The organism is Kitasatospora sp. CB02891, assembly GCF_002803145.1.
In the GTDB taxonomy this organism is placed as follows: domain Bacteria; phylum Actinomycetota; class Actinomycetes; order Streptomycetales; family Streptomycetaceae; genus Kitasatospora; species Kitasatospora griseola.
In genome coordinates this window covers 418,536-445,169 of record NZ_NNBO01000004.1, presented here as the reverse complement: position 1 = coordinate 445,169, position 26,634 = coordinate 418,536, and the positions used below count along the sequence as shown (strand labels likewise).

Genomic DNA, 26,634 nt, shown 5'->3' with positions numbered 1-26,634 from the left:
GGGGATCCGTTCGGGGCTTCTGGGGCCCGGTGGGTGCTGCCTAGCGTGGCTGGCAGGACGTAGCCGTGCGGGTCGGAGGGAGAGCACCGATGGGCGTCGCACCCGAGGGCAGAACCGGGCCGGACGGGCCGGCGGGGTGCCAGGTCGCGCTACTGCCGCTCAAGTCGGCGGCAGAGCAGGAGAGTTGGCGTTCGCCGTACCGGTCGATGCCGGATGCCGAGCGCTCCGCGCTCTGGCGGCGACGGCTGCACGAGGCGGAGGCCGGGCTGACCAGGTACCTGGTGAGTCTGGGCGACCAGCCGCAACTCGCGGAGTGGTTCGCGTTGCAGGGCGAGATCTTCGCCGACCTGCCGGACGGGGCCGCGCCGTCCGCGCAGTGGCAGCGGCTGTTCTTCCGCGGGCAGGCGCTGATGGAGCGCTTCCTGGTGCGGCACTACGGCGAGCAGGTGCTCGCGGCGTGGGCGGCGTCCAACGCCGAGGTGCACCGCACCGTCGAGCCGGACCACGGGCGGGGCGCGGCGGACCCGATCCACCGGATCGCCCGGCAGGCCGAACTGTACGGCTCCGACTACGAGTTCGACGATGCGCAACCGCCCGGCCCGCGGCACGCCGCGCTGACCATCACGCACTGCGCGATCTGGGACTACCGCGAGCAGGCCCGCCGCAGCGGGGTGACGATCACCCTCGCCTCGCCGTGCACGTACTGCACGCACGCGCTGTCCGCGAACATCCGCGCCAAGGGCTTCCGCCCGGCGCACCGCCTGCTCTCCGGTCCGACCGGCCACGGTTGCCACTGGGAGGCGAGCGCCGAAGAAGAGGCCGACGAGACGACGGGGGCGCCCTGATGTGCGGAGTGACCGGCTGGCTGGACTGGGCGGAGGATCTGCGGCTGCGCGCCGAGACGGTCCGCCGGATGACGGAGACCCTGCTGTGCCGGGGTCCGGACGCCGACGGGGTGTGGCTGTCGCGGCACGCCGCACTGGGCCACACCCGGCTGGCGGTGATCGACCTGGACGGCGGGCTCCAGCCGTTCGCGGACGGCGAGCCCGCCCGGGCGGTGCTCGCGTACAACGGCGAGCTCTACAACCACCGTGAGCTGCGGGCCGAGTTGGAGACGCACGGGCACGTGTTCCGGACCCGTTCCGACACCGAGGTGATCCTTCGCGCGCACCTGCAGTGGGGGCATCGGGCGCCGGCCCGGTTCAACGGCATCTTCGGGTACGCGCTGTGGGACGCCCTCAACGAGGAACTCCTGCTGGTGCGCGACCACTTGGGAATCAAGCCGCTCTACTGGCACCGGCACGCGAACGGCGTGCTGTTCGGCTCCGAGCCGAAGGCGGTGCTCGCGAACCCGTTGCTGCGCGCCGAGTTGGACGCGGCCGGCATCGCGGAGCTGTTCGCACTGCCGGCCGCGCCGAGCACCGGGCACGGCCTGTTCCGCGGGCTGCACGAAGTCCGGCCCGGGCACCTGGTGCTGGCGAGCCGCCATGCGGTGCGTGAAATCCCGTACTGGCGACTGGAGTCGGCCCCGCACTCGGACGACGAACCGACCACCCGGGCCACCGTGCGGGCGCTGCTCGCGGACGCGGTGGAGCGGCAACTGGTCAGCGACGTCCCGCTGTGCACGCTGCTGTCCGGCGGCGTGGACTCCTCCGCGATCACCGCGCTGGCCGCGGCCGCCCGGGAGCGGGGCGGCCAAGGCAAGATCACCAGCTTCTCGGTGGACTTCCCCGGCAGCGCCGACCGCGCCCCCGACGCCTGGCGCACCGGCCAGGACGCCCCGTTCGTGCAGGCCGCCGCCGCCCACATCGGCACCGTGCACACCAGCGTGCTGATCCCCGACGACGACCTGCTGGACGCCCGCGACGCCGTGCTGCGGGCCCGCGACCGCCCCGGCTGGGGCGAGATGGACGCCTCGCTGCACCTGCTGTTCCGCGAGGTGCGCCGCCGATCCACGGTCGCGCTGTCCGGCGAGGCCGCGGACGAAGTGTTCGGCGGCTACCCGTACTTCCACGACGCGACGGCACTCGCCTCCGGCACCTTCCCGTGGCTGCACGGCCGCACCACCCCGGCCGCGCTGCTGCGCCCGGAGGTGCGCGCCGAGGTCCGGCCGGCGGAGTACACCGAGGCCGCGTACCGCAGCAGTCTCGCCTCGGTGCCGCGGCTGGACGGGGAGGACCCGGCGGCGGCGAAGGTGCGGGAGACCTTCCACCTGGCGCTGACCCGCTGGCTGCCCCCGCTGCTGGACCGGGTGGACCGGGTGTCGATGTCGGTCGGCCTGGAGGTCCGGGTGCCGTTCTGCGACCACCGGCTGGTGGAGTACCTGTGGAACGTGCCGTGGGAGCTGAAGTCCCCCGGCGGCCGGGCCAAGGGGCTGCTCCGGGACGCGGTGCGCGACCTGCTGCCGCCGCAGGTGACGGACCGTCCGAAGTCCGGCTACCCGTCCACCCCGGCGGTGCGCTACACCGAGGTGCTGACCGCCCGCGCCCACGACCTGCTGGCCGACCCGGCCGCGCCGGTGTTCGACCTGGTGGACCGGGACCTGGTGCGCCGCCACCTCGCCGAGGGCCGTCCGCTGCCAAGCCCGCGCACCGCGCCGAACCCGGTCGGCGGCCTGGACCACCTGGTGCAGGTCGACGAGTGGCTGCGGGCCTACCGGGTGGGTCTGCGGTGAGCGCGCCGACCCGCGAGACCCAACGGGAAACCGCTTTCCAGGCAGTGCCGGAAACCGCTTTCCGTTCGGCCGCCCGGCACTGGCCGACCGGCGTCGCCGTGCTCACCGTCCGCTGGGCGGGCCTCGAACACGCGAAGACCGTCTCCTCGTTCGCCACCCTCTCGCTCGACCCGCCGCTGATCGGCGTCGCGGTCTCCCGCCGCAGCCCGCTGACGGCCGCGGTGCGCGCGGCCGGACGCTTCACCGTCGCGGTGCTGGGCGAGCACCAGGCGGCGCTGGCCCGCCGCTTCGCCACCCCGGGCGCGGGCCGGGCCCCGGGCGGCTTCACCGACCTGCCGGTGCTCGACGCCCCGACCGGCGGGCCGGTGCCGGCCGGCGCGACGGCCTGGTTCGACGCCCGGCTGCACGCCGAACTCCCGGTCGGCGACCACCTGTTGCTGGTCGGCGAAGCCCTCGCGGTCGGCGAGGGAACGGGCCGTCCGCTGCTGCACCACGCCGCCCGCTACCGGCAGCTCGGCCCCGAGCTCCCGCCGACCGTGCTCCCACCGACCGAGCTCCGCCCGACCGAGCTCCCACCAACCGATCCTCCAGCGCAAGGAGTTGGCGCATGACCCTGCTGTCCCCGGAGCCGCGCGGCCTGCTCACCGGCGCCCGCTACCTGGCCGAACTCGACGACGGCCGCGAGCTGTACCTGGACGGGCAGCGCGTCGGCAACCCGGCCGAGCACCCGGCGTTCCGGCCCGCCGCCGAGGAACTCGGCCGCCTGCTCGACCTCCAGCACCAGCCCGAGCACCGCGAGTTGCTGACCTTCAAGGACCCGGACACCGGGCTGCGCCTGGCCCGCGCCTACCAACCGCCCACCACACTGGAGGAGTTGCGCGTCCAGCGGCGCAGCGCCGAGTTCTGGCACGCCGAGGCGCTCGGGCAACAGGGCCGCTCCCCCGCGTTCATGGCCTCGATCGCCGTCGGCGTGCACGACTTCCGCCACCGGCTCGGTGCCGCCGATCCCCGGTTCGGGGCCAACGCCGAAGCCTGGTACCGGCACTGCGCACAGAACGACCTGGTGCTCTCGCACGCGCTGGGCGACCCGCAGATCGACCGCTCGGCGAGCCCGCTGGACGACCCCGACCTGGCGCTGCGCGTGCTGTCGGAGAACGAGAACGGCATCGTGGTGCGCGGGGCGAAGCAGCTCACCACCCTCGCACCGCTGGCGCACGAGGTGCTGGTGTACCTGTCGGCGTCCTTCACCCAGGGCCGGGCCGAGCAGTTCGTGGTGTGGTTCGCGCTGCCGCTGAACACGCCCGGCCTGATCACGCTGGCCCGCGAACCGCTCGGCACCGCCCCGTGGGGACACGGCCACCCGCTCGGCGCCCGCTACGACGAGCAGGACGCGATGCTGTTCTTCGACGACGTCCTGGTGCCTTGGGACCGGGTGTTCCTGCTGCGCGACGCCGACCTGGCCCGCCGCGGCCTGGCCCGGATCAACGCCTGGAGCGCCTACGTCGGCCACATCCGCTACCGGGAGCGCCTGCGCACCCTGCTGGCCACCGCCACGCTGCTCGCCGAGTCGATCGGCGTCAGCCAGTTCCGCAACATCCAGGAGGACCTGGGCCGCCTCGCCGGGTACGCCGAACTCACCGAGTACTTCCTGGACGCGGCGGAGAACCGCGGCGCGCTCACCGACGCCGGCCTGTTCGCCCCCGGCGACACCTTCGCCTCCCGGGTCTGGTCGGCCGAAGTCGCCGGCGACGCCGTCGAGATCGTCCGCCGGATCGGCGCGTCCGGCCTGCTGATGCAGCCCTCCCCCGGCGACCTCGCCAACCCGCGGCTGCGGCCGCACCTCGACCGCTACATGCGCGGGCGGGACATCGACGTCGAGGCCAAGTCCCGGCTGTTCCGGCTGGCCTGGGAACTCACCGGGGACGGCTTCGGGCAGCGCCAGGACCTGTACGAGTACGTCCACCGCGGCGACCTCGCCCGCAACCGCATCACCGTCTTCCACCGCTACGACCAGTCCGCGACCAGGGCCCGACTGCTCGCCCTGCTCGACGACCCCGCCGCGAACGTTCAGGAGGCCCGCACGTGAGCCCGTCCGCCGTCGAGATCCAGGCCCGCACCCTCGCCGGGTACGCCGACGCCAGCCGACTGCGCCAAGTCCAGGACCGCGACTGGGTGTTGGACCGCGTCACCGGATCCCCCGAGACGCTGATCGACCTGGGCAGCGGCATCGGCCAGCTGCTCGCCACCGCCCTGGACCGCTTCCCCTCGCTCCGCCTCGCCGTCGGCCTGGAACGCTCCGAGCACCGGATCGCCGAGGCCGCCGACCGCCTCGCCCCGTACGGCGAGCGCGTCGCGCTGCACGCCGCCGACCTCACCGCGCCCGAGCAGCTCCCGTACCGCGCCGAGGTGATCACCCAGACCTCGGTCCTGCACTGGCTGTACCCGGACGAGGACCGGATCTTCGCCTGGGCCGCCGAACACCTCGCCCCCGGCGGGCGCTTCCTGCTCACCACCTACCACCCGGCCCGGGACGCCCACGGGCTGGGCGGCGAGGACGAGTTGGTCCGCGAGGCGCTCACCGCGCTCGGCACGCCCGCCGCCGACGTCCCCGCGCTGCTCGCCGCGCACGGCGTCCTGCCGATCGCCACCCGCACCCGCACCGTCGACGACCTGCTCACCGTCCTCGCCCCGCACCTGCGCGTCGCCGGCCACACGGAACGCGACGCGGTCGTCACCGTCGACTCGGCCGAGCAGTACGAGCACTTCCACGCCGCGACCTTCGGCGACTACTACGCCCGGGTGCTGCCCGGAGAGCGCCGCGCCGACTTCTACCGGGCGATCGGGGCGAGCGCCTGGCGGCGGCAGAACACGCTCGGACGGGTCAGCCGAATGCCGGTTCGACTCTGGGAGTTGACGGCACATGAGGAGTTTGTTTCAGGAACCGGAAACCGCCCGCCCCGCGCCTAGGGTGGGTGCGCGACGCCCCCGGAACCGCCCGCAACGAGGAGCCACCCGTGTCCACCCCCGCCGTCAGTCAGGAGCTCGGCGCCTTCCTGCGCGCCCACCGCGAACGCCTCCAACCCGCCGACGTCGGACTCACCGCCACCGCCCGGCGACGCACCCCCGGGCTGCGCCGCGAAGAGGTCGCCTCGCTCTCCGGCGTCGGCCTCGCCTGGTACACCTGGCTCGAACAGGGCCGCGTCACCGCCTCCCGGCAGGTCCTGGAGGCGGTGGCGCGAGCCCTCCGCCTGGACGCGGCGGGCCTGCGGCACGCCATGCGGCTGGCCGGCTACCACGAGCCCGTCCCCGCGGACCGCACCGCCGCCGAGCGGCTCGCCGACGCGGTCCGCCCCGTCCTCGACTCCTGGCCCGCCAGCCCCGCCGTCCTGCTCGACCGGCACTTCGACCTGCTGGCCTGGAACGCCGCCTGGACGGCGCTGTGGGGCTCCCCCGAGAAGGTCGACGCCGACCGCCGCAACCTGATGTGGCTGATGGCCGTCGACCGCCACCTGCGCAGCGTCCTGCACGACTGGGAGCCGCTCGCCATGAACGTCTTCCAGCACTTCCGCGCCCAGGCCGGCCCCGCGATCGCCGACCCCCGCACCGACGAGCTCTACCGCCACCTCGAAGCGGACGCCCCCGACCTCCGCCACTGGTGGGGCTGCCACACCGTCGCCGAACTCACCGCCCGCGAGGTGGTGGTCTCCCCACCCGCGAGCACCGCGGTGCACCTGACGCTGAGCTCGTTCCACCCGGTGGACGATCCGTCGGCGCTGGTGCTGCTGTTCACCCCGAACAGCCCGGCGGACCTGGCGCGGATGAACGACCTGATCGAGCGCCCGCTTCGGGCGACGGCGTAGGGAAGCGGACCGGCGCGGACCCGGGCGCGCGGGGGAACCTCCCGGCCCGCCGGGGCCGGGAGGAGAACCGCGCGAAGGGGAACGCGCCGGCCGCGAGATCGCGACGTGGGCCAGGACGTGCCGTCGACCGCGATCTTGCGGATCGGTTCACGGCCGGGCGCGCAGCACCCCGCGCCCCCAGGTGGACGCTCCGATCGCCGTGACCAGGGCCAGCACGACGCCCGTGATCAGCGACCCGTGCGCGACGTTGCCGAAAGCGCCGATCGCCCAGGCGCCGACGCCCGTGCCCGCGTACATCGTGGAGGTCAGCCAGGCGCTGGAGGTGGCCCGGTGGGCGGGGGCGACGGTGCCGGCCAGGGTCTGCTGGTCCGTCACGAAACCGCCGGAGGCGACGAACCAGAGGAGGACGCCCAGGAGCGAGAGGATCAGGCCCGGTCCCGCCACGGCGAGGGCGATGCCCGCGGCGAGGAGCAGCGCCCAGCCGGGGAGCAGGGCCGGCTGACGGCCCGCCGCGCGGGCCTTGTCGCCGAGGCGGCCGCCGAGCAGGGAGCCCGCCACGCTGCCGGCGCCGACCAGGATGCCGACCAGGCCGAGGGCCTGGACGGAGAGGTCGAAGCGGTCGCCGAGGACGGCGCCGAGGAAGGTGTAGGCGCCGAGGTTGGCGGCGTTGAAGGCGGTGTTGACCAGGAGGGCGCGGCGCAGGGCGGGGTCCCGCCAGGCGGCCAGGACGGCGAGGATCGTGCCGCCGGCGGGAGACGTGGGCCGCGGGGCGACCTGGCGGAGCAGCAGCGGGACGGCGGCGGCCGTGCCCGCGGTGAGGGCCCAGAACGCGGCGCGCCAGCCGGCCGCGCCGGCCAGGAGTCCGCCGAGCGGGACGCCGATGACCTGGCCGGTGGAGAACAGCGCCATGCCGAGTCCGAGGGCGCGGCCGCGGACCGCGTCGGGGGCGGTTTCGGCGATGTGCGCCCAGATCGCGGGGCCGGCGGCCGCGGCGGCGAGTCCGGCCAGGCCGCGGGAGAGCACCAGCAGGGTGAGGTCGGTGGAGAGCGCGGCGGCCGCGTTGGAGAGCACGAACAGCGCGGTGCCGGCCAGCAGGGTGCGCCGTCGTCCGAACCGGTCGCTGAGCAGGCCGAGGAACGGCGCGCAGACCGCGTACACCAGGACGTACGCGGTGACGGTGGAGGCCGCGGCGGCCTCGCTGACGTGGATCGAGCCGGCGATGGTCGGCAGCAGCGGGGAGACCAGGAAGGTCTCCGTCCCGAACAGGAAGAGCAGGGCGAGCACTCCGGCGTACCGCCACCGCCGGAACACCGGTTCGGCCGGCGTCTCCGCCTCGGCCCGGGAAAGGTCGGACACGTCGCTCACGGCGACCACCACCTCGTCAGCAGCGCGCAGCGCGTCCTCGGACCGGGGAACGCCGTCGGCCGCGCGCAGGGGGTACGGGGGCCCGATGCGGCCATCCTGGGCGGCGGGCGGGGGCGGCAACCAGACAGGCGTTGGTCCTGTGACCGCCGCTCACACGTTGCTGGAGTGTCAGCGGGTGTGGAGTCCGCCCGGGGGGATAGAAGGGCGGCATGCGTGTTGTTCCGGAGTCGGTGGCGGCGCTGGTGCGTCGCGGTGCCAGGGACCCGTTCGTGGTGCAGACGGTGCGGGCCACGGTCGCGGCGACGCTGGCGTACGTGGTGGCGACCTGGCTGAGCCGGGAGCCGGTGCCGCTGACGGCGCCGCTGACGGCGCTGCTGGTGGTGCAGGTGACGGTGTACTCGACGCTGAAGACCAGCGTGCGGCGGGTCAATTCGGTGGTGGTCGGGGTGCTGATCGCGATCGGGTTCTCCACCGTGGTGGGGCTGTCCTGGTGGAGCCTGGGGCTGATCATCCTGGCGTCGCTGACGGTGGGCCGGTTCGTCCGGGTCGACGAGTTCGTCCAGGAGGTGGCGATCAGCGCGATGCTGATCCTGGGCGTCTCGCAGGTCACCACGCAGGCCTGGGACCGGGTGCTGGAGACGGTGATCGGCGCGGTCGTCGGCCTGCTGTTCAACCTGGTGTTCGCGCCGCCGGTGTGGGTGGACACCGCCGGGGAGAAGATCGAGGACCTGGCCCGGCGCGCCCGTCACCTGCTGCTGGACCTCGCGGAGGAGCTGGGCCGCCCGGTGCCGGTGGAGCGGGCCGCCGAGAGGCTGCACGAGGCGCGCCGGCTGGACCAGGCGATCGCGGAGGTGGACGGCGCGCTGCGGCAGGCCGAGGACAGTCTGCGGCTGAACCCGCGGATCAGCGAGGGCCTGCTGTCGCGGCTGGTGCTGCGCACCGGCCTGGACACCCTGGAGATCTGCGTGGTGGTGATCCGGGTGATCGCCCGTTCGCTGACCGACCTGGCCAAGCGGCGCACCGTCGACGAGCAGCTGTTCCCGTCGGAGGTCGCGGTGGCGCTGGAGGAGCTGTTCGCGCACATCGGCGGGGCGCTGGTGAGCTTCGCGGTGCTGGTCACCACGCAGGTCAGCCGCAACGCGGAGGAGGCCGAGCAGCGCCTGACGTCCGAGCTGGCCGCGGCCTGGACCTGCCGGGAGAACGTCGCGCAGCTGCTGCTGCGCCGCATCCAGCAGGACCCGCAGGCCTGGCAGCTGCACGGCTCCCTGCTCGCCGAGGTGGACCGGATCCTGGACGAACTGGACCTGGAGCACCGCTCCCGCCGTCTGATGGAGGAACTCGACCGGGCCTCCGTCGCCGGCCGCGACCGCTTCTCCCGCTTCGCCGGCATCCGCCGCCTGGCCCGCGGCGAGCGCCTGCGCCCGCGCCGCCGCAGGCCCGACCGGCAGGCGGCCTGACGGGGCGTCGTCCTCGACGGCTCCTCGACGGCTTCCTCGACGGCGGAGGCCCGACCGGCAGGCGGCCTGACGGGGCGTCGTCCTCGACGGCTCCTCGACGGCTTCCTCGACGGCGGAGGGTGCGCCGGCCCGGCCTGCGGCGCCTCGGCGCCCGACGGGCCGTCGGAGTGGGCCCGCTCCACCGTTGGGACGAAACGTCGTACCGGGCCGGAGTGTTGTGGTGGCGGGCGGCGGGGGCGCGGTGAACCTCGTGGGGTGTCGGCGCGGTGCCGGCAGCTCCCGTCCACCCCTCCGGAGTTCTCCATGGCCTCAACCCTGGCCGGGCGACGCCTGCGTGCCCTGCGTGCCGGTGTCCTCCTCGGCGCCGCCGCGCTGCCGCTGGCCGCGCCCGCGGCGCCGGCCTTCGCCGCGCCCGGCGACAACGGCGACGTGAAGATCCACAGTACCGGCGTGCCGTTCAACGACCCTCGGGACGAGCCGAAGGTCTGCAAGTTCTACCTGGACGCCTTCAACTTCGACACCGTGCAGCTGGTGTCCTGGGAGATCGACCAGCAGCAGCCGCCCGGCACCAGGGCGCTGTCGGGGAGCATCGTGCTCTCCGGCGGCACCGGGCACACCACCAACCTGTCGCTGCCGAACGGCACGTACAAGCTGATCTGGAACTTCGTCGGCGAGACCGGGCAGGCCAAGCAGAAGGTGTTCGCCGTCGACTGCGGCTCCGGCGCCCAGAACAGCCCGCCGCCGACCGCGCCGCCCGCGCATGCCCAGCAGTCGGCGGCGGCGCCGCAGCTGCACTCGGCGCCGCCGCAGGTGCACCAGGGCCACGTGCCGAAGGGCGGGGTCGCGGCCGGCGAGGGCGGCGGCTCGCACGGGCTGAACCCGGCGGAGATCGCCGTCGGCGGTGCGCTGCTCGCCGGGGGCGGATGGCTGGTGGCACGCCGGCTGCGTCGCTCGCGCCGTTGACGCCACCTCGGCGGGCCCCCCGCCGCCGACGGACCCGTGGCGCCGACCCCGTCGTGGTCGGCGCCACGGCCGTGGCCGTGCTGTTCGGCGGCATGCTGGTGCGCGACGGCCTGGTCGGCGCCCAACCGCCCCCGCCCGACGCGGCCCCCGCCCCGTCGCACCGCGTCACGCTCGCCCCGGACTCCCCGGCGCTCGACCCGTCCGCGCCGCGCCGGCTGCGGATCCCGTCGATCTCCGTGGACGCCACGTTCACCGAGCTCGGCCTGGACGTCCGGGGCGAGCTGGAGACCCCGCCGAGCGAGCGGGCGAACCTGGTCGGCTGGTACCGCGACGGCGCCGCGCCCGGCGCGGACGGCACCGCCGTGGTGGTCGGGCACGCGGACGACCGGCACGGACCGGGCGTGCTGTACCGGCTCGGGCTGCTGCGCCCCGGCCTGGCCATCGCCGTCACCCGGGCGGACCGGCGGACCGCCACCTTCACCGTCGACGAGGTGCGCTCCTACCCGAAGAGCGCCTTCCCGTCCGAGGAGGTGTACGGGACGACCGGCCGCGCCGAACTGCGGGTGATCACCTGCGGCGGCCACTACGACCGGAAGAACGGCTACGACTCCAACACCGTGGTGTACGCCCACCTGACCTCCAGCAGCGCCGCCACCTGAGCCGTGCGCCCGGCGCCCGAACGCCCGTGCCGGGCCCAGCGTTTGACGTCGCGGCGGGACTAGCGTTTGACGTCGCGCCGGGCCGCGCCCGCCAGGACCGCCGCGCCGAGCAGCGCCGCCGCGAGCGCCGCGACCAGCAGCGGGCTCGGCCCGTCCGGGCGGCCGGCGGTGCGGACGGCGCCCATGAAGTCGACCGCGCGGACCTGGTTGACCAGCAGGTACCAGAGCGGCAGGTACAGCGCCTGGAACGGGCGGTGGCTGCGGACGGCGGTGCCGAGCCCGAGGGCCAGCGCCGGGACGAACAGCGCCCCGGCGAGCCAGTGCGCGGCCCCGGCGGCGTCGCCCGCGACCAGCATCCGCAGCAGCGGACCGAGGCCGGCCACCGCCGCCAGCAGCACGCCCGACGCCCAGTCGGCCAGCAGCCGCAGCCGCGGCGCGGGGTGCGCGGCCAGCAGTTCCTCCAGGCCGTTCTCCACCTGCTGGGAGCCCAGCCGGGACCAGATCAGCACCGGCCACAGCCACAGCGCGGGCAGCAGGAGCCCGGTGACCAGCGGCAGCGGCACGGCGAGCGCGGCCGCGCCGAGTGCCGCGGTGACGGCCCACCAGGTCCACGGCACGCCCTGCACCAGGATCCGGGTCTGCCCGACCAGCAGCCGCCCGAACGCCGTCCCGGCCCGCACCGGCGCGGTGGGCGGCAGCGCCCCGAACGGCTCGAACGGCCCTGGCGCAGCGGGCGCGACCGGCTCGGCGGGCTCCGCGACCGACCGAGCGGTGGCGGTGGCGGTGGCGGTCCGGCCGGGGTTGCGGGCCGGGTCGAAGCGGCCGAACCAGAGCGCGGGCAGCACGGCCAGCGCGGCCGCGCAGGCGACGATCGCCAGCCGGGTCGCCAGGAAGCCGCCGGAGAACTGTGCACCGTCCCAGCCGAAGGTGTGCAGCGGCTCCGGGACCTGCGTCAGACCCAGGCTGAACTCGCCGTCCCCGAACGGAAGTTGCTGACGCCGCAGGGCGTCGACCATGGACTGCGTCGCCTGCTGCACGCCGATCCCGCCGAGCGGGGCGTCGGCCGACTGCCCGCCGATGGCGAGCGCCAGCGACAGCACGAACCAGACCACGTTGCCGAACCCGGCCCGCAGCGGCGGCACGGTGTCGAACAGCACGGCGGCCGCGGCGGTCACCGCGATCAGCGGCAGCGCGATGAGGACGAACGGTCCGAACAGGGCGAGCGGGTGCACGGCCCGGTCCTCGCCGCGGACGAGTTGCAGCACCAGCGCGGTGCCGGCCAGCACGCCGAGCATCGAGGCGAGCACCAGCAGGTTGGCGAGGAACTTCGCGGCCAGGTAGCCGGCCGTGCGCAGCGGGGTGGCGGCGAGGATCTCGCCGACCCGGCCCGCGGCGTCCCGGACGATGCCGCCGCGGACCACCCAGAAGCCGCCGACGGTGAGCCACAGCGCGCCGGCCAGGGCGGTCGCGGTGCCGACCCAGGCGCTGTTGTAGACGCCGCGGTTCCCGCCGACGTCGATGATCGCCCAGCGGCTGTCCGCGGCGGGCACCGCCAGCCGGCCGAGCGCGACGGCGGCCAGCAGCGTCACCGCGTACACGGGCCGCCGCACCCGGTCGCGGAAGTCCCCGGCGGCGAGCCGGACGAGCGCGGTGCCGGTCATCGCAGCGCCTCCGGCCGGGCGGGCGCGCCGTGCACGGCGGCCAGGTAGGCGTCCTCCAGGTCGGGCGGCACGGGCACGGCGTCCGCGGTCGGCGGGTGCCCGGCCAGCACCCGCAGCCGGACGCCGTCGGCGGTGCGCACCGCGCGGCCGACCTGGTACCGGGCCTGCACGCCCGGCGCCTCGGCCGGTGCGACCACGGCCTCCCAGACCTGCCCGTCGAGTTCCCGCAGCAGCTGGTCGGGGGTGCCGCGGCGGAGCAGCCGGCCGTGGGCGAGGACGGCGAGGTCGGCGGCGGCCGCTTCGACGTCGGAGACGATGTGGGTGGACAGCAGCACGATCCGGTCGGCGGCGAGTTCGCCGAGCAGGTTGCGCAGCCGCATCCGCTCCTCGGGGTCGAGTCCGGCGGTCGGCTCGTCCACCACCAGCACCCGGGGGTCGGCGAGCAGCGCCTGGGCGATGCCGACCCGGCGCAGCATGCCGCCGGAGTAGCCGCGCAGCGGGCGGCGGACGGCCTCGGTCAGGTTGACCAGTTCGATCAGCTGGTCGATCCGGGCCCGGGCGGAGCGGGCGGAGAGGCCCTTGGCGGCGGCCAGATAGGCCAGGAACTCGCGTGCCGTCAGGTTCGGGTACACGCCGAAGTCCTGCGGCAGGTAGCCGAGTTCGCGGCGCACCCGGTCGGGCTGGGCGAGTGCGTCGAAGCCCCGGTAGCGGTAGCTGCCGCGGGTGGGGCGGGTGACGGTGGCCAGGATCCGCATCAGGGAGGACTTGCCGGCGCCGTTGGGGCCGAGCAGGCCGGTCAGTCCGGGGCGCAGCTGCAGTGTGAGATCGTCCAGGGCGCGTTTGCCGCCGCGGTACTCCTTGCCGATGCCGTCGAGTTCGATGGTCGGGTCGGTCATGGGTGGGTCTCCGTGGTTCGCGGGGGTGGTCAGCCCTTGAGGTCGGTGGGGCGGCCGTCGCGGGTGACGGCGACGTTGCGGGGCACCTCGACGCGGAACCTGGCCTCGCAGTCGGCCAGTCCGGTGCAGCCGGCGTGCAGGTCGAGGGTGCCGTTCTCCAGCGTCCAGCTGAGCTTCTTGCTGCCGACCTGGGCACCGGTGTCGAACCAGCGGGTGACCTTGACGTCGGTCCGGTCGGCGGGGATCAGGTCGGTGGGGTTGCCGTGCGCCTTGACGTCCAGGGCGGTGCCGGTGAACGCGAAGGTCTGCTCCTCCGGTTCGGCCTTGGCGGAGTCGGCGCAGCCGGTCAGCGGCAGCACGGCGGCCACCGCGAGGGCGAGCAGGAAGGTCTTCGGGTTTGGGCGTCGTTCCACCGGTTCCTCCGGGCGGCTCGGTCGGGTACGTCCCGAGCCTCGCCGATCCGGGCTCGTCCGCCATCTGCCGTTCGGCAGATATCCGGTGACTCGTCGTCAGCCCTCACCGACCCGGCCGGACGCCCGCGCCGAGGACGCCGCGGTGGCCCGGCCCGGCCTGCCGGGGGCCCGCCCGGCGTCGCCGCCGACGGGGACCGGCCGGCCGGCGCCCTCGGCCCGGCCGCCCGGGCGTCCCGCGCCGTTGCAGCCCCCGGGGCTCCGGCACCGCTCCACGCCTCGCCTCGCCCCGCCTCGCCTCGCCTCGCCTCGCCTCGCCGGAACGCTCGAACTCGCGCGGGTCGGGCCTTCGCCCTGACGCTGGAATGTGAAGGAGGCGTGAATCCATGATCACCGAACAACAGATGCGTTCCCTGATGCACCACCCCGTGCACGACGCCGAGGGCCACCGGATCGGCACCGCGGACCACCTCTTCCTGAACGACGCGACCGGCCGACCGGAGTGGGTCACCATCAAGACCGGACGGCTCGGGAACGGCCAGTCCTTCGTGCCGGTCCGCGACGCCCACGTGGTCGGCAACCACCTCCAGGTCCCCTTCGCCAAGGACAAGGTCAAGGACGCCCCGACCGTGGCGGTGGACCGCGGCGGACACCTCTCCGAGCAGGAGGAACGCCGCCTGTACCACCACTACGGCATCGACTGGGACGAGGCCTGGAAGACCGCCAACGAGCCGGGCGAGGGCGGTTGGGCGCACCGTGACGGCGGTGACGCGAAGAGCACCCGCACCGCCGGGGCCGCCGAGGCGACGGACACCGCCGCCACCGCGCCCACCGCCGGCGCGGCGGCCACCGGCGCCGCGCGCCCGTCCGACACCCGGATCACCGCCGCCAGCGGGACGGGCACCACCGGCGCGGCGGCCACCGGCGTCGCGGCGACCGGCGACCTGAAGCGCGACCGCACGGGCGGCCGGGCGACGCCGGACGACGTGATGACCCGCTCCGAGGAGCGGATGCGCGTCGGTGTCGAACGGTACGAGACCGGACACGCCCGGTTGCGGAAGTACGTCGTCACCGAGGAGGAGCAGCAGACCGTGCCGATCCGGCACGAGGAGGTCCGCGTCGAACGCGAGCCGATCACCGAGGCGAACCGGGCCGCCGCGATGTCCGACGAGCCGATCGCCGAGGCCGAGTACGACGTCGTCCTGCACGCGGAGCGCCCGATCGTGCGCACCGAGGCCGTGCCGGTCGAACGGGTGCGCCTGGTGACCGAGGAGCACGTCGAGCAGCAGACCGTCACCGGCGAGCTCCGCAAGGAACGCATCGAGGCCGACCTGCCCGACGCGGACGCCGCCCGCCCGACCCGTCCGACGACCGGTCGGGACAAGGGCGGACCCGCGATGACCTGACGACCCGCCGCCCCGGCCGGGCCGCGACCGGCCGCACCGGCCGCGGCCCCGGGGCGTCAGGTGCGTCAGGTGCGTCAGGTCCGGAGCGAGCCGGAATCGAGCCCGCCGACGCCGCGCCGCCCGCTCAGGGGCTCTCGCCGGGTGTCACCAGCCCGCTCTCGTAGGCCACCACGACGGCCTGCGCCCGGCTGGTCAGGCCGAGTTTGGACATCACCCGGTTGAGGTGGGTCTTGACGGTGGCGACCGTCACCACCAGGCGGGTCGCGACGTCCTCGTTGGTGAGGCCCTGGCCGACCAGGTGCAGGACGTGGGTCTCCCGGTCGGTGAGGGCGTCGAGGCCGGTGGTGCGGCGGCGGGCCGGGTCGGCGCGGTGGGCGAAGGTCTCGACCAGGCGGCGGGTGACGCTGGGCGCGAAGAGCAGCTCGCCGTCGGCGATCAACTCGACGGCGGTGAGCAGCCGTTCGGGCGGGGTGTCCTTGAGCAGGAAGCCGCTGGCGCCGGCCTTCAGCGCCGCGTAGACGTACTGGTCGAGGTCGAAGACGGTCAGCATGACGACCTTGGGCTTGGGTTCGACGGCGTCGGCGAGGATCCGTTCCAGTGCGGCGATGCCGCTGATGCCGGGCAGTCGGATGTCCATCAGCACCACGTCGGGGCGGTGGCGGGCGGCGAGTTCGACCGCCTCCTCGCCGGTGGCGGCCTCGCCGGCCACGTCCAGTCCGGGTGCGGCCCGCACCAGGGCGGCCAGCCCGGCCCGGACCAGCACCTGGTCGTCCACGATCAATACGGTTGTCGTCATCCGCGCCGTCTCCCCCTTGCCGGCAGGGCGGCCGGATGCCGCCCCTATGCGTCGGCCGCCGGAACCGGGAGCGAGAACACCACCGCGAACCCCCCGTGCGGCCGGGGGCCGGCCTCCACCGACCCACCGTAAAGTTTGACGCGTTCACGCATCCCGATCAAACCCAGCCCGCCACCTGGGAGTTGAGCGGCGGGGCGACCTCCCGCGCCGTCGTCGGCCACCTCGGCGTCCAGCCGGTCGGCGGCGTACCGGAGGGCGACGGTGACCCCGGCGGCCGGGCCGGCGTGCTTGATCACATTGGTCAGTGCCTCCTGGACGACCCGGAACGCGCACAGGTCCACGCCGGGGGCGAGCGGGCGGGGCCGCCCGGTGACGGCGACCCGGACGTCCAGGCCGGCGGCGCGGGCGCGGTCCACCAGGTCGTCGAGGCGGTCCAGGCCGGGGGTGGGGAGATAGGGCCCCTCCTCCTCGGCGCCCGCGTCGGGGGCGACCCGGAGCACCTGGAGCAGGCTGCGCATCTCCTCCAGCGCCTCCCGGCCGGTCGCCCCGATCGAGTCCAGGGCGGCCCGTGCGGCGGGCGGATCGGAGTCGAACACGTAGCCGGCCAGGCCCGCCTGCACGGCCAGCGCGGACAGGTGGTGGGCGACCACGTCGTGCAGCTCCCGGGCGATCCGAAGCCGTTCCTCGACCACCGCGTGCCGTGCCCGCAGCTCCTGCTCCCTCCTCAACCGCTCGGTCAGCTCGGCGAGTTGGGCGTTGCGTTCGGCGTTTCGGGTGCCGGTGGCGAACAGCCGGATCGCTCCGGTCCCGATCAGGGACTGCGCCAGCGACACCTCGACGCTCACCCGGGCCTGGAACCCGGCCGCCAGCCACAGGCCCGCCACCACGGCCGCCGCACCGGCCGCGCTCCGGGTCGGGCGGCGCACGATCACGCTGTAGCCGGCCAGCAGCGGCGCCCACGGGTTCACCGACGGCTGGTACCCGGCCGCCAGGAACACCAGCAGTCCGGCCGCCGACACCAGCAGCACCGTCCACGGCCACCGCCGCCGCACCGCCAGCGGCAGCGTGACCAGCAGGCACAGCGCGACCGCCCAGCCGTCGAACGGCCGCCAGTCCTCGTGGCGGTACTGCGCCTGGTACGCCTCCCACGAACAGCCGACCGTCACCGCCGCCAGCACCACCGCGAGCACCGCGTCGACCACCGCCGGAGGGACCCGCAGCCGTCTGCCACCCATCTGCACACCGGCAGCGTAGACACCCCGTCGACCGTGGCACGTCAACCCTGGGGTTGACCCCGGTGCACGCGTGACACCGCAGGTGGGGGATCGTTGGAGTTCACACGACCGATTTTCCGGGGCCGTTCCCGGACGAACGAAGACGAACGAAGGAGACCCTCATGATCTTCATCGCGGTGAAGTTCACCGTCCGCCCCGAGCGCGCCGACCAGTGGCTGGACCTGGTCGCCGACTTCACGGCCGCCACCCGCAACGAGCCCGGCAACCTGTTCTTCGAGTGGTCGCGCAGCGTCGACAACCCCCACCAGTTCGTCCTGCTGGAGGCCTTCGCCGACGACGAGGCCGGCTCGCAGCACGTCAACTCGGCGCACTTCAAGGACGCCATGGACACGATGGCCTACGCGGTCGCCACCGTCCCGGAGATCGTCAACATGAAGGTCCCCGGCAACGGCTGGTCCGAGATGGCCGAGGTCACCCCGCGCAGCTGACCGTCCGCAGCCGGCCCCCGCCCCGGCCGCAGGAGCGGCGACCGGGACGGGCCGGGCGGCGTCGGCCGGCGCCCCCGGGGGTCAGAGCTTGGCGACGCCGTCGAGCAGCCGGTCGAGCTCGTCGTCGGTGTTGTAGTAGTGCACGGAGGCGCGGACGACCTCGACCGGCTTCTGCGCACGGAGGTCGAACCGGGCCGAGGACGGCCGGGAGACCATGGCGGTCACCCCGGCGGCCCGCAGCCCGTCCACCAGCTGCTGGGCGTCGCGGCCCTCCTTGGCGAAGGTGACGATGCCGCTGCGCACCCGGCCCCGGTCGTGGACGCGGACGCCGTCGAGCCCGGACAGGCCGGCCCGCAGCCGGTCGGCGACGGTGTCGATGCGGCGGCGGATCGGGTCGAGGCCGAGGGCGAGGGCCTCGTCGACGGCCGCGCCGAGCCCGAGCAGGCCGGCGACGCTGCGCTCCCAGGTCTCGAACCGGCGGGCGTCGGGGCGGATCTCGAAGGTGTCGGGGCCGGTCCAGGTCGCGGAGCGCAGGTCGAGCATCGGCGGCCGCAGGCCGGTCACCAGCTCCCGGTCGACGTACAGGAAGCCGGTGCCGCGCGGGCCGCGCAGGTACTTGCGGCCGGCCGCGGACAGCAGGTGGCAGCCGATCTCCCGGACGTCCAGCGGGAGTTGACCGGCCGACTGGCAGGCGTCCAGCAGGTAGAGCGCGCCGGCCCGCCGGGCCAGGGCGCCGATCCCGGCGGCGGGCTGGACCAGGCCGTCGTAGGTCGGCACGTGGTTGACGGCGACCAGCCGGACGCCGCCCTGCCCGAGCAGCTCGGCGAGCGCGTCGAGGTCGACCTGCCCGTGCTCGTCGTCGGGGATCGGTTCGACCGACACCCCGAAGCGCTCCTTGGCCTGCAGGAAGGCCAGGCCGTTGGACGGGTACTCGCTGCGCGAGGTGAGGATGCGGTCGCCGGGGCGGAACGCGATGGCGTGGAACGCCATGTCCCAGGCCCGGGTGGCGCTGTCCACCAGGGCGATCTCCTCGGGCAGCGCGTTCAGCAGCCGGGCCACCGAGGCGTACACCGCCTCCACCCGGTCGTCCTCCCGGTCGGCCGCGGCGTAGCCGCCGAGGCGGGCCTCCAGCAGGAGGTGGTCAACGACGGTGCGGGTGACGTTCTCGGTGTGCAGCGCCGAGCCCGCGTTGTCGAAGAACGCCGTCTCGGTACAGCCGGGCGTCACCGCCCGCAGCTGCGTGATGTCCATCGTGCCAACTCCCTGCCGGGCCCGGACCGTCGGGCCCCGTCGTCCTGGTGGTCGGCGACGAGGTCCGCCGACCCGGTGGCGGCCGCCGCACCGTTCGGACGATCGGCCTCCGTGCTTCCTCTACCCCTCGCACGGCGGCGGGCATGCCGGGTTGCCCCACCCGGGGACGATCAAGGGGCCGACGGTCCGTCAGACGCCGTCCGGGAAGTGGCAGGCGGCGGTGTGGTCGACGCCGGGAGCGGCGGGGGCGGCGGGCGGCAGTTCGGTGGCGCAGCGGGTGCGCTGCTCGGGGGCGAGGGCGGTGTGCACGGGGCAGCGGCTGCGGAACGGGCAGCCGAGGTGGCGTTCGGCGGGCGACGGCGGGTCGCCGGCCAGCAGCAGGCGGGGGCGGGCGCGTTCGGCGGCCGGGTCGGGCAGCGGGACGGCGGCGAGCAGGGCCCGGGTGTAGGGGTGCCGGGGTGCGGCGAAGACCCGTTCCACCGTGCCGGTCTCCACGGTGCGGCCCAGGTACATCACGCTGATCCGGTCGGCCAGGTGCCGCACCACGGACAGGTCGTGGGAGACGAACAGGTAGGCGAGGCCGAGTTCGGCCTTCAGCTGCTGGAGCAGGTTGAGCACGCCGGCCTGCACCGAGACGTCCAGCGCGGAGACCGGCTCGTCGAGGACCAGCAGGTCGGGGCGGACGGCGAGGGCGCGGGCGATGGAGATCCGCTGGCGCTGGCCGCCGGAGAACTCGTGCGGGTAGCGGTCGGCGTGCGCCGGGTCCAGGCCGACCTGGCGCAGCAGCTCGGGGATCCGGCGGCGGGCCTCGGCGGCGGGGGTGCGCTGGGCGAGCAGCGGTTCGGCGATCACGTCGCCGACCGGCATCCGCGGGTCGAGGGAGGCCGCCGGGTCCTGGAAGACGATCTGGACGCGGGCCCGCAGCCGGTGCGCGGCGGCCCGGTCGAGGGCGGCGGTGTCCTGGCCGAGCAGTTCGATCCGCCCGCCCTGCGGGGCGGCCAGCTTGAGGATCTCGTACAGCGTGGTGGACTTGCCGGAGCCGGACTCGCCGACCAGGCCGAGGGTCTCGCCGCGCCGGATGTCCAGGTCGACGCCGTCCACGGCGAAGGTCTCGCCGATCCGGCGGCGCAGCAGGGTGCCGCGGTAGCGCGGGAAGCTGCGGGTGAGGCCGGTGACGGTGAGCACGCCCTCGCGTTCCTCGCGCGGCCGGGGCTCGGCGGCGGGCACGACGGGGACGGGGTAGACCTCGGCGGGGGCGGGCCGGGCGGCGGCGAGGTGGTCGGCGCGCACGCACGCGGCCAGGTGGTCGCCGTCGCCCGCGAGGTGCGGCTCGGCGGTGCGGCAGCGGTCCTCGACCAGCGGGCAGCGTTCGGCGAACGGGCAGCCGGGGCCGTGCAGTTCGCCGGCGGCGGGCGGGCGGCCGGGGATCGGCACCAGCGGGCCGCCGCGGCCGTCGAGCCGGGGGACGGCGCCGATCAGACCGAGCGTGTAGGCGTGCCGGGGCGCGGTGAACAGCTCGTCCACGGGGGCGGTCTCGACGATCCGTCCGGCGTACATGACGGCGACCCGGTCGGCGCTGCCGGCGATCACCCCGAGGTCGTGGCTGACCAGCACGAGGGCGGCGCCGGTCTCCCGCTGAGCGGTGCGCAGCACGTCCAGGACCTGGGCCTGGATGGTGACGTCGAGGGCGGTGGTGGGTTCGTCGGCGAGCAGGATGTCGGGGTCGTTGGCCACCGCCATCGCGATCATCGCGCGCTGCCGCATGCCGCCGGAGAACTCGTGCGGGAACGCGTCCAGCGCGCGGGCCGGGTCGGGGATGCCGACCAGGTCGAGCAGGTCGGCGGCGCGGCTCCGGGCGGCGGCCTTGCCGACCTTCTGGTGGACGCGGACGGCTTCGGCGATCTGGTCGCCGATCCGGTAGACGGGCGTGAACGCGGACAGCGGGTCCTGGAAGACCATGGCGATCCGCCGGCCGCGGATCTCGGCGAGCTGCCGGGCGGGCAGGCCGACCAGTTCCTCGCCGTCGAGCCGGACCGAGCCGCCGATCCGGGCGGCGGCGGGCAGCAGGCCGAGCACGGCGAGCGCGGTGACGGACTTGCCGGAGCCGGACTCGCCGACCAGGCCGAGGGTCTCACCGCGACGCAGGTCGAGGTCGACGCCGCGGACCGCCGGGTGGTCCCCGAAGTCGACGGTGAGGTTGCGGACGGCGAGCAGCGGGGTGGTCAACGGGTGCTCCGGCGCGAAGTGGTGACGGTCTTTCGGGAACGCCTGCGTCCGGCCGTGGCGGTGGGGTCGAGGGCGTCGCGCAGGCCGTCGCCGACCAGGTTGACGGCCAGCACGAACAGCACCAGCAGGCCGGCGGCGAAGTAGAACAACCAGGGGAAGACGGGGGCGTCGCCGGCGCCGGCCGCCAGCAGGGTGCCGAGCGAGACGTCGGGCGGGCGCACCCCGAAACCGAAGTAGGAGAGCGCGGCCTCGCTCATCACGGCGCCGCCGACGGTGATGGTGGCGTCGATGATCAGGAACGAGGAGACGTTCGGCAGGATGTGCCGCCAGATGATCCGGAACGGCCCGACGCCCATGAACCGGGCGGCGACCACGAATTCGCGCTCGCGGAGCGAAATGGTCATCGAGCGGATCACCCGGGCGGTGATCATCCAGTTGAACACGGCGAGCAGCAGCACGAAGGCGATCCAGCCGCTGCCGCGGAGCCGCGGCGAGATCACGGCGATCACCAGGAACGCCGGGAAGATCAGCATCAGGTCGACCAGGAAGGTCAGCAGCCGGTCCGTCCAGCCGCCGAAGTACCCGGCGCAGGCCCCGACCAGGGAGGCCAGGCCGGTGGAGAGCACGGCCACCAGCAGGCCGATCACCAGGGACTTCTGCAGGCCGCGGACGGTCTGCGCGAAGACGTCCTGGCCGAGGCCGTTGGTGCCGAACCAGTGCTGCGCGGACGGGGGTTGGCGCAGCGCGGTGTAGTCGGGGGTGGCGTAGTGCCAGGGGGTCAGGTACGGGCCGAGGAAGGCGAGGAGGAACAGCAGCACCAGGACGATCAGCCCGAGCAGTGCGCCGCGGGAGGCCGCCAGTCGGGCTGCGGCCAGTCGCAGCCGCCCTGCGGGGGCACGCTGGTCGACCGGCTGCGCCGGGTCGCCGTCGCCTGCGGGCCGCTGTCCGGTTCCGCGATCCTGCCGACGGGTTCCGTCCGGTTCGCGCAGGTGCGCCCCCTCGCTCCGCCGGGGGTGCTCCCGGCGCCCCTGGTTGTGCTCGCCCTGGTCTCTCACCTTCATGCCGTCCTCACTCGGGGGTCGAGTGCGGCGTGGAGTGCGTCGGCGAGGAAGCCGGCCGCGAGGACGACCACGGCGGCGAACAGGTTGACGGCGACGACGGAGTTGACGTCCTGTTCGTTGACGGCCTGGATGAACCACTCGCCCATGCCGTGCCAGCCGAAGATGGTCTCGGTGAAGGCGGCGCCGGTGAACAGGCCGAGGAAGGCGTAGGCGAACATCGTGGTCATCGGGATGATCGCGGTGCGCAGGCCGTGCTTGATCAGGGCGCGGCCGCGGGTGAGGCCCTTGGCCTGGGCGGTGCGCAGGTAGTCGGCGCCGAGGACGTCGAGCATGGTGGAGCGCTGGTAGCGGCTGTAGGTGGCGAGGCCGCCGAGGGCCAGCGAGAGGGTGGGGAGCAGCAGGTGCAGCCCCCAGTCGGCGAGGTGGGCGCCGAGGCCGCCGGAGAGGTTGGGGGTCTCGTAGCCGGTGAACGGGATGACGTCGTGGCCGGCGGCGTTCTTCGCGGCGATGGCGCCGTTCTTCAGCAGCAGGGCGAGCAGGAAGACCGGGGTGGAGAGCAGCACGAAGGAGAGCACGGTGAGCGCCCGGTCGGAGAGCCGGTACTGGCGTACCGCGCTCCAGGCGCCGGCGGCGACGCCGAGCAGCATGCCGAGCACGCTGCCGACCAGCAGCAGGCGAAGCGACACCCAGATCCGGCGGCCGAACTCGTCGTTGACGGAGGTGTCGTGGATGGTGCGGCCGAGGTCGGCGTGCAGCAGGACGCCGTCCGCCCAGGTGGCGAAGCGCTCGACCACGGGGGTGCGGTCGTTGAGGTTGAGCGCGGTCAGCTGCCGGTCGACGGCTGCGGCGGAGGGCCGCGGCTGCTTGGCCTCGAAGTAGGCGCGCGGGCCGAGCGCGGTGCCGGTGAGGGCGTAGGCCAGGAACACCGCGGCGGTCAGCAGCACCACGTAGTAGCCGAGCCGCCTGGCCAGGTAGCCCGTCACGGCGCACCTCCGGCGCGGTTCGCACACCCGCAGAACATGGTCATTTGCCTTCGCTAGTACGGACTTTGACGCACTTTCGCGCAGCAGTTGTACGCCACGCTCCACCGACTCGTCCAGGGTCGGAGATGCCAACGGTTCGACCGTTCAGGTGAACCCGCTGGTCACAGCTGATCAGACGGGCACGAACGGGGTATTGCGGCGGTGTTTCACTCCATTTCGTTTCGATCAGTTCCGCGCATCACCCTGGTGGGGGCGGCTGATGGGCTGTTACGTTCGGCCCGCCGGCACCGACTTGGCTGCCCACGATCAAGCGTCGTCACACCTGGCGGCGACCGCCGACTCTTCGAGACCCGAGGACTCCCCCGATGCACACATCGCCCGCCACCCGCCGAATCGGCCGCGCCGCCGCCGCGGCGCTCGCCGCACTCCTGGCCGCGACCGCCTGCAGCAGTCAGGGCGGCTCGGCGGACGTCGCCAAGACCGTGGTGCCGACCGTGGACGCCGAGGACAACAACCCGCAGCCGCTGGACAACATCAAGGACGGCGGCGAGCTGCGCGAACCGCTCCAGCAGTGGATCACCCAGTGGAACCCGTACCAGGTCGACGGCACGTACGGCGACGCGGTGGAGATCATGGGCTACCTGGAGGCCAAGCTCTTCCGCAGCGACGCGCAGGGCGTCTACCACCCGGTCCCGGAGTACCTGGTCTCCGCGCAGGTCACCTCCACCTCGCCGCAGGTCGTGACGTACAAGCTCAACCCGAAGGCGGTCTGGTCCGACGGGACGGCGATCGGCTACCGGGACTTCGAGGCGGTCTGGAAGGCCTCCAACGGCAAGGACCAGGCGTTCAACCTGGCCGACTCCTCCGGCTACGAGCAGATCTCCGGCGTCGAGCAGGGCGCCGACCCGAGCGAGGTCAAGGTGACCTTCTCGGAGCCGTACGCCGACTGGCAGAGCCTGTTCAGCCCGCTGCTGCCGGCCTCCGGGATCTCCACCCCGCAGGCCTTCAACGAGGGCTGGATCGAGAAGGTCCCGGTCTACGGCGGCCCGTTCGTGCTGCAGAACGCCGACAAGACCGCGCAGACCATCACGCTGGTGCCCAACCCCCGCTGGTGGGGCCCGAAGCCGAAGCTGGACCGGATCACCTACCGGGTGCTGGACGCCGCCGCGATCACCCAGTCGTTCCTGAACAACGAGATCGACTTCGCCTCCGCGGGCACCGCCACCGCCTACGGCCAGCTCAAGGACGCCAAGGACTCGGTGATCCGGACCGGCACCCCCTGGGACGAGGTGCACATCTCCTTCGGCGGCAACGGCGCGCTCGCCGACCAGAAGGTCCGTCAGGCGCTCGGCAAGGCGCTGGACCGCGCCTCGCTGATCAAGATCGCCAACAAGGGCGTCCCGGTGGAGTTCAAGCCGCTCGACAACCACCTGTTCATGACCAACCAGAGCGGCTACAAGGCCAACGCGGGCGACTGGGTGGCGTACGACCCGACCACCGCCAAGAAGTGGCTGGACGAGGCGGGTTGGAAGGACGCCGGCGGCACCCGCAGCAAGGACGGGCAGCCGCTGGAGCTGCACTACGTGATGAGCGACGGCTCCACCCAGGCCCAGTCCGACCTGGCCACCGCCACCCAGAACATGCTCCAGCAGGTCGGCGTGAAGCTGACCATCGACAAGGTGCCCAGCAAGGAGTACTTCTCCAAGTACATCGACCAGGGCAAGTTCGACCTCGCCAGCTGGCGCAACACCGGCTCCTTCCCGCTCTCCAAGACGGTGCCGATCTTCCGCGCCCCGCAGGGCGACAACGTGTTCGGCAACTACTCGAAGCTGAGCACCCCCGAGATCGACGGCCTGCTGCGCAAGGCCGCCGCCACCCTCGACCCGGCGAAGGCCGCCGAGCTCTACAACCAGGCCGACGTGAAGATCTGGGAGCTCGGCCACACCGTCGAGCTCTACCAGCGCCCCAGCATCGTCGCCGTCCGCAAGGGCCTGGCCAACTTCGGCGCCGGCAGCCTCGGCGACACCGTGATCACCTCGGTGGGCTGGCAGAAGTAGACCGCGAACGGCCCGTCACGATCCTGCTCGTGACGGGCCGTCATTTTCGGCTCTACCGGCGGCTCTTGAAGTCCTCCAGGGCCTGCCGGACCGTCGCCGCCATGTCCTGGCTGCCCACGTGCCCGGAGTCGTCGAAGATGTGCAGCTTCGCGTCCGGCCAGGCCTTGGCCAGCTCCCACGCGGTCTGCACCGGGCAGCCCATGTCGTACCGGCCGTGCACGAGCACGCCCGGGATGCCGGCCAACTTGTGTGCGCCCCGCAGCAGTTGGTCCTCCTCCAGCCAGGCGCCGTTGCTGAAGAAGTGCGAGCAGATCCGGACGAAGGCGATCCGGTCGTCCATCTCGCGGTCGCTGTACATGCCGGGGATGCCGTTCGGCTCGCCCTCGATGACGGCGTCCTCCCAGGCCAGCCACTCGTTCGCGGCCTGCTCGCGGACCGCCCGGTCCGGGTGCTCCATCAGCCGGGCGTACGCCGCCAGCAACCGGTGGACGTCACCGTCCCGTTCGCTCTCCGGGACGAAGTCGCGGAACCGGTCCCACGCCTCGGGCCGGAACCCGCCGACGCCCCGGTACAGCCAGTCGGTCTCGGCCCGGCGCGTGGTGGTCACCGCCTGGATGACGATCTCGCTCACCCGCTCCGGGTGCTGCTGCGCGTAGGCCAGGATCAGCGTCGACCCCCAGGACGCGCCGTCCAGCAACCACCGTTCGATGCCGAGGTGTTCGCGCAGCCGCTCCATGTCGTCGATCAGGTGCTGGGTGGTGTTCAGCGCCATGTCCGCCGCCGGGTCACTGGCGTGCGGCGTACTGAGCCCGCAGTTGCGCTGGTCGTACCGGATCACCCGGTACGCCGCCGGGTCCCACGCCCGGGTCGGCCGCTTCGGGAAGCCCGCCCCGGGGCCGCCGTGCACGTACAGCGCAGGCTTGCCCTCGGGGTTGCCGAGCTGTTCGTAGTAGATGCGGTTGCCGTCTCCGGTGTCCAGGAAACCACTGTCGTAGGGGTGCATCGGCTCATAGAGATCAACCATGACCGTCGATCCTAGGCCGCCGCCCACCGCACCGCCCACCCATTTCCGACCTGCCGTCAGGCCCCCGACAGTACGGGCCGCCCCGCCACGCCGTCCCCCCGCCGTCCGCCCGCCGTCCGCCCGCACCGGGCCGGGCGGGAATCCGGGACGGCCGGGCAGATC

Annotated in this window: 23 protein-coding genes; 12 read left to right on the top strand and 11 right to left on the bottom strand. The window is 74.0% G+C overall.

Going from position 1 to position 26,634, the window contains the following annotated elements; genetic code table 11:
• Nucleotides 1-89: 89 nt before the first annotated feature.
• From CG736_RS12850 to CG736_RS12825, 6 genes are read left to right on the top strand one after another with little or no spacing between them, the layout of a single operon-like run.
• Nucleotides 90-845 (top strand): hypothetical protein, encoded by a 756-nt coding sequence (locus CG736_RS12850; RefSeq protein ID WP_157815555.1) that lies wholly within the window; start codon nt 90-92, stop codon nt 843-845.
• Nucleotides 845-2,674, top strand: coding sequence for an asparagine synthase (glutamine-hydrolyzing) (asnB, locus tag CG736_RS12845; protein WP_100586319.1), 1,830 nt, complete (start codon nt 845-847; stop codon nt 2,672-2,674). Before CG736_RS12850 ends, asnB begins: the two co-directional genes overlap by 1 nt.
• Nucleotides 2,675-2,718: 44 nt before the next feature.
• Complete coding sequence (locus tag CG736_RS12840; protein ID WP_157815554.1) at nt 2,719-3,285, top strand: flavin reductase family protein; 567 nt, start codon at nt 2,719-2,721, stop codon at nt 3,283-3,285.
• On the top strand, nt 3,282-4,760 hold the full coding sequence (locus CG736_RS12835; protein ID WP_100586317.1) for a 4-hydroxyphenylacetate 3-hydroxylase N-terminal domain-containing protein: 1,479 nt from the start codon (nt 3,282-3,284) through the stop codon (nt 4,758-4,760). The genes CG736_RS12840 and CG736_RS12835 overlap by 4 nt, the downstream gene beginning before the upstream one ends.
• Nucleotides 4,757-5,641 (top strand): trans-aconitate 2-methyltransferase, encoded by an 885-nt coding sequence (locus CG736_RS12830; protein WP_100586316.1) that lies wholly within the window; start codon nt 4,757-4,759, stop codon nt 5,639-5,641. Before CG736_RS12835 ends, CG736_RS12830 begins: the two co-directional genes overlap by 4 nt.
• A 47-nt stretch (nt 5,642-5,688) precedes the next feature.
• Entirely contained in the window at nt 5,689-6,534 is an 846-nt protein-coding gene (locus CG736_RS12825) for a helix-turn-helix domain-containing protein (RefSeq protein ID WP_157815553.1), read from the top strand.
• Nucleotides 6,535-6,681: 147 nt separating this feature from the next.
• Here the strand turns inward: CG736_RS12825 and CG736_RS12820 are convergent, their stop codons facing one another.
• On the bottom strand, nt 6,682-7,899 hold the full coding sequence (locus CG736_RS12820) for an MFS transporter (protein ID WP_157815552.1): 1,218 nt from the start codon (nt 7,897-7,899) through the stop codon (nt 6,682-6,684).
• A gap of 209 nt (nt 7,900-8,108) precedes the next feature.
• On the opposite strand from CG736_RS12820, the gene CG736_RS12815 reads away from it, so the two are divergent.
• The 3 genes from CG736_RS12815 to CG736_RS12805 all read left to right on the top strand — a co-directional run bounded on the left by CG736_RS12815 (nt 8,109) and on the right by CG736_RS12805 (nt 10,978).
• Nucleotides 8,109-9,356 (top strand): aromatic acid exporter family protein, encoded by a 1,248-nt coding sequence (locus CG736_RS12815; RefSeq protein ID WP_100586313.1) that lies wholly within the window; start codon nt 8,109-8,111, stop codon nt 9,354-9,356.
• A 303-nt stretch (nt 9,357-9,659) separates the two neighbouring features.
• Complete coding sequence (locus CG736_RS12810; protein ID WP_100586312.1) at nt 9,660-10,319, top strand: hypothetical protein; 660 nt, start codon at nt 9,660-9,662, stop codon at nt 10,317-10,319.
• Between the two features lie 53 nt (nt 10,320-10,372).
• The gene (locus tag CG736_RS12805) at nt 10,373-10,978 is read left to right on the top strand and encodes a class F sortase (protein WP_232733956.1); all 606 of its coding nucleotides are present in this window, start codon (nt 10,373-10,375) and stop codon (nt 10,976-10,978) included.
• 59 nt (nt 10,979-11,037) lie between these two features.
• Here the strand turns inward: CG736_RS12805 and CG736_RS12800 are convergent, their stop codons facing one another.
• The 3 genes from CG736_RS12800 to CG736_RS12790 are packed head-to-tail and all read right to left on the bottom strand — an operon-like array spanning nt 11,038 to nt 13,948.
• Complete coding sequence (locus tag CG736_RS12800) at nt 11,038-12,639, bottom strand: hypothetical protein (RefSeq protein ID WP_100586310.1); 1,602 nt, start codon at nt 12,637-12,639, stop codon at nt 11,038-11,040.
• A complete protein-coding gene (locus CG736_RS12795; protein WP_100586309.1) occupies nt 12,636-13,535 on the bottom strand; it encodes an ABC transporter ATP-binding protein in 900 nt (299 codons plus the stop codon). The genes CG736_RS12800 and CG736_RS12795 overlap by 4 nt, the downstream gene beginning before the upstream one ends.
• Nucleotides 13,536-13,564: 29 nt before the next feature.
• Nucleotides 13,565-13,948 carry a hypothetical protein gene (locus CG736_RS12790; RefSeq protein WP_100586308.1) on the bottom strand — a complete coding sequence of 128 codons (384 nt, stop codon included), beginning with the start codon at nt 13,946-13,948 and terminating at the stop codon, nt 13,565-13,567.
• A gap of 383 nt (nt 13,949-14,331) precedes the next feature.
• On the opposite strand from CG736_RS12790, the gene CG736_RS12785 reads away from it, so the two are divergent.
• The gene (locus CG736_RS12785; protein ID WP_100586307.1) at nt 14,332-15,351 is read left to right on the top strand and encodes a YsnF/AvaK domain-containing protein; all 1,020 of its coding nucleotides are present in this window, start codon (nt 14,332-14,334) and stop codon (nt 15,349-15,351) included.
• Nucleotides 15,352-15,475: 124 nt separating this feature from the next.
• On the opposite strand, the gene CG736_RS12780 is transcribed toward CG736_RS12785, so the two are convergent.
• Both CG736_RS12780 and CG736_RS12775 read right to left on the bottom strand, forming a co-directional pair.
• Complete coding sequence (locus CG736_RS12780; protein ID WP_100586306.1) at nt 15,476-16,147, bottom strand: response regulator transcription factor; 672 nt, start codon at nt 16,145-16,147, stop codon at nt 15,476-15,478.
• Nucleotides 16,148-16,191: 44 nt separating this feature from the next.
• Nucleotides 16,192-17,382 carry a sensor histidine kinase gene (locus tag CG736_RS12775; protein ID WP_100586305.1) on the bottom strand — a complete coding sequence of 397 codons (1,191 nt, stop codon included), beginning with the start codon at nt 17,380-17,382 and terminating at the stop codon, nt 16,192-16,194.
• Between the two features lie 161 nt (nt 17,383-17,543).
• Between CG736_RS12775 and CG736_RS12770 the strand changes: the two genes are divergently transcribed.
• Nucleotides 17,544-17,870, top strand: a complete 327-nt coding sequence (locus tag CG736_RS12770) for a putative quinol monooxygenase (protein ID WP_100586304.1) — start codon at nt 17,544-17,546, stop codon at nt 17,868-17,870.
• Between the two features lie 81 nt (nt 17,871-17,951).
• On the opposite strand, the gene CG736_RS12765 is transcribed toward CG736_RS12770, so the two are convergent.
• From CG736_RS12765 to CG736_RS12750, 4 genes are all read right to left on the bottom strand, one after another.
• Complete coding sequence (locus CG736_RS12765) at nt 17,952-19,121, bottom strand: aminotransferase class V-fold PLP-dependent enzyme (RefSeq protein WP_100586303.1); 1,170 nt, start codon at nt 19,119-19,121, stop codon at nt 17,952-17,954.
• A gap of 189 nt (nt 19,122-19,310) precedes the next feature.
• The gene (locus CG736_RS12760; RefSeq protein ID WP_100586302.1) at nt 19,311-21,347 is read right to left on the bottom strand and encodes an ABC transporter ATP-binding protein; all 2,037 of its coding nucleotides are present in this window, start codon (nt 21,345-21,347) and stop codon (nt 19,311-19,313) included.
• On the bottom strand, nt 21,344-22,408 hold the full coding sequence (locus tag CG736_RS12755; protein WP_232733955.1) for an ABC transporter permease: 1,065 nt from the start codon (nt 22,406-22,408) through the stop codon (nt 21,344-21,346). The genes CG736_RS12760 and CG736_RS12755 overlap by 4 nt, the downstream gene beginning before the upstream one ends.
• On the bottom strand, nt 22,405-23,391 hold the full coding sequence (locus tag CG736_RS12750; protein WP_100586301.1) for an ABC transporter permease: 987 nt from the start codon (nt 23,389-23,391) through the stop codon (nt 22,405-22,407). Before CG736_RS12750 ends, CG736_RS12755 begins: the two co-directional genes overlap by 4 nt.
• Before the next feature lie 365 nt (nt 23,392-23,756).
• Between CG736_RS12750 and CG736_RS12745 the strand changes: the two genes are divergently transcribed.
• Nucleotides 23,757-25,448 (top strand): ABC transporter family substrate-binding protein, encoded by a 1,692-nt coding sequence (locus CG736_RS12745; protein WP_100586300.1) that lies wholly within the window; start codon nt 23,757-23,759, stop codon nt 25,446-25,448.
• Nucleotides 25,449-25,500: 52 nt separating this feature from the next.
• Here the strand turns inward: CG736_RS12745 and pip are convergent, their stop codons facing one another.
• Entirely contained in the window at nt 25,501-26,472 is a 972-nt protein-coding gene (pip, locus tag CG736_RS12740; RefSeq protein WP_100586299.1) for a prolyl aminopeptidase, read from the bottom strand.
• Between the last annotated feature and the right edge of the window lie 162 nt (nt 26,473-26,634).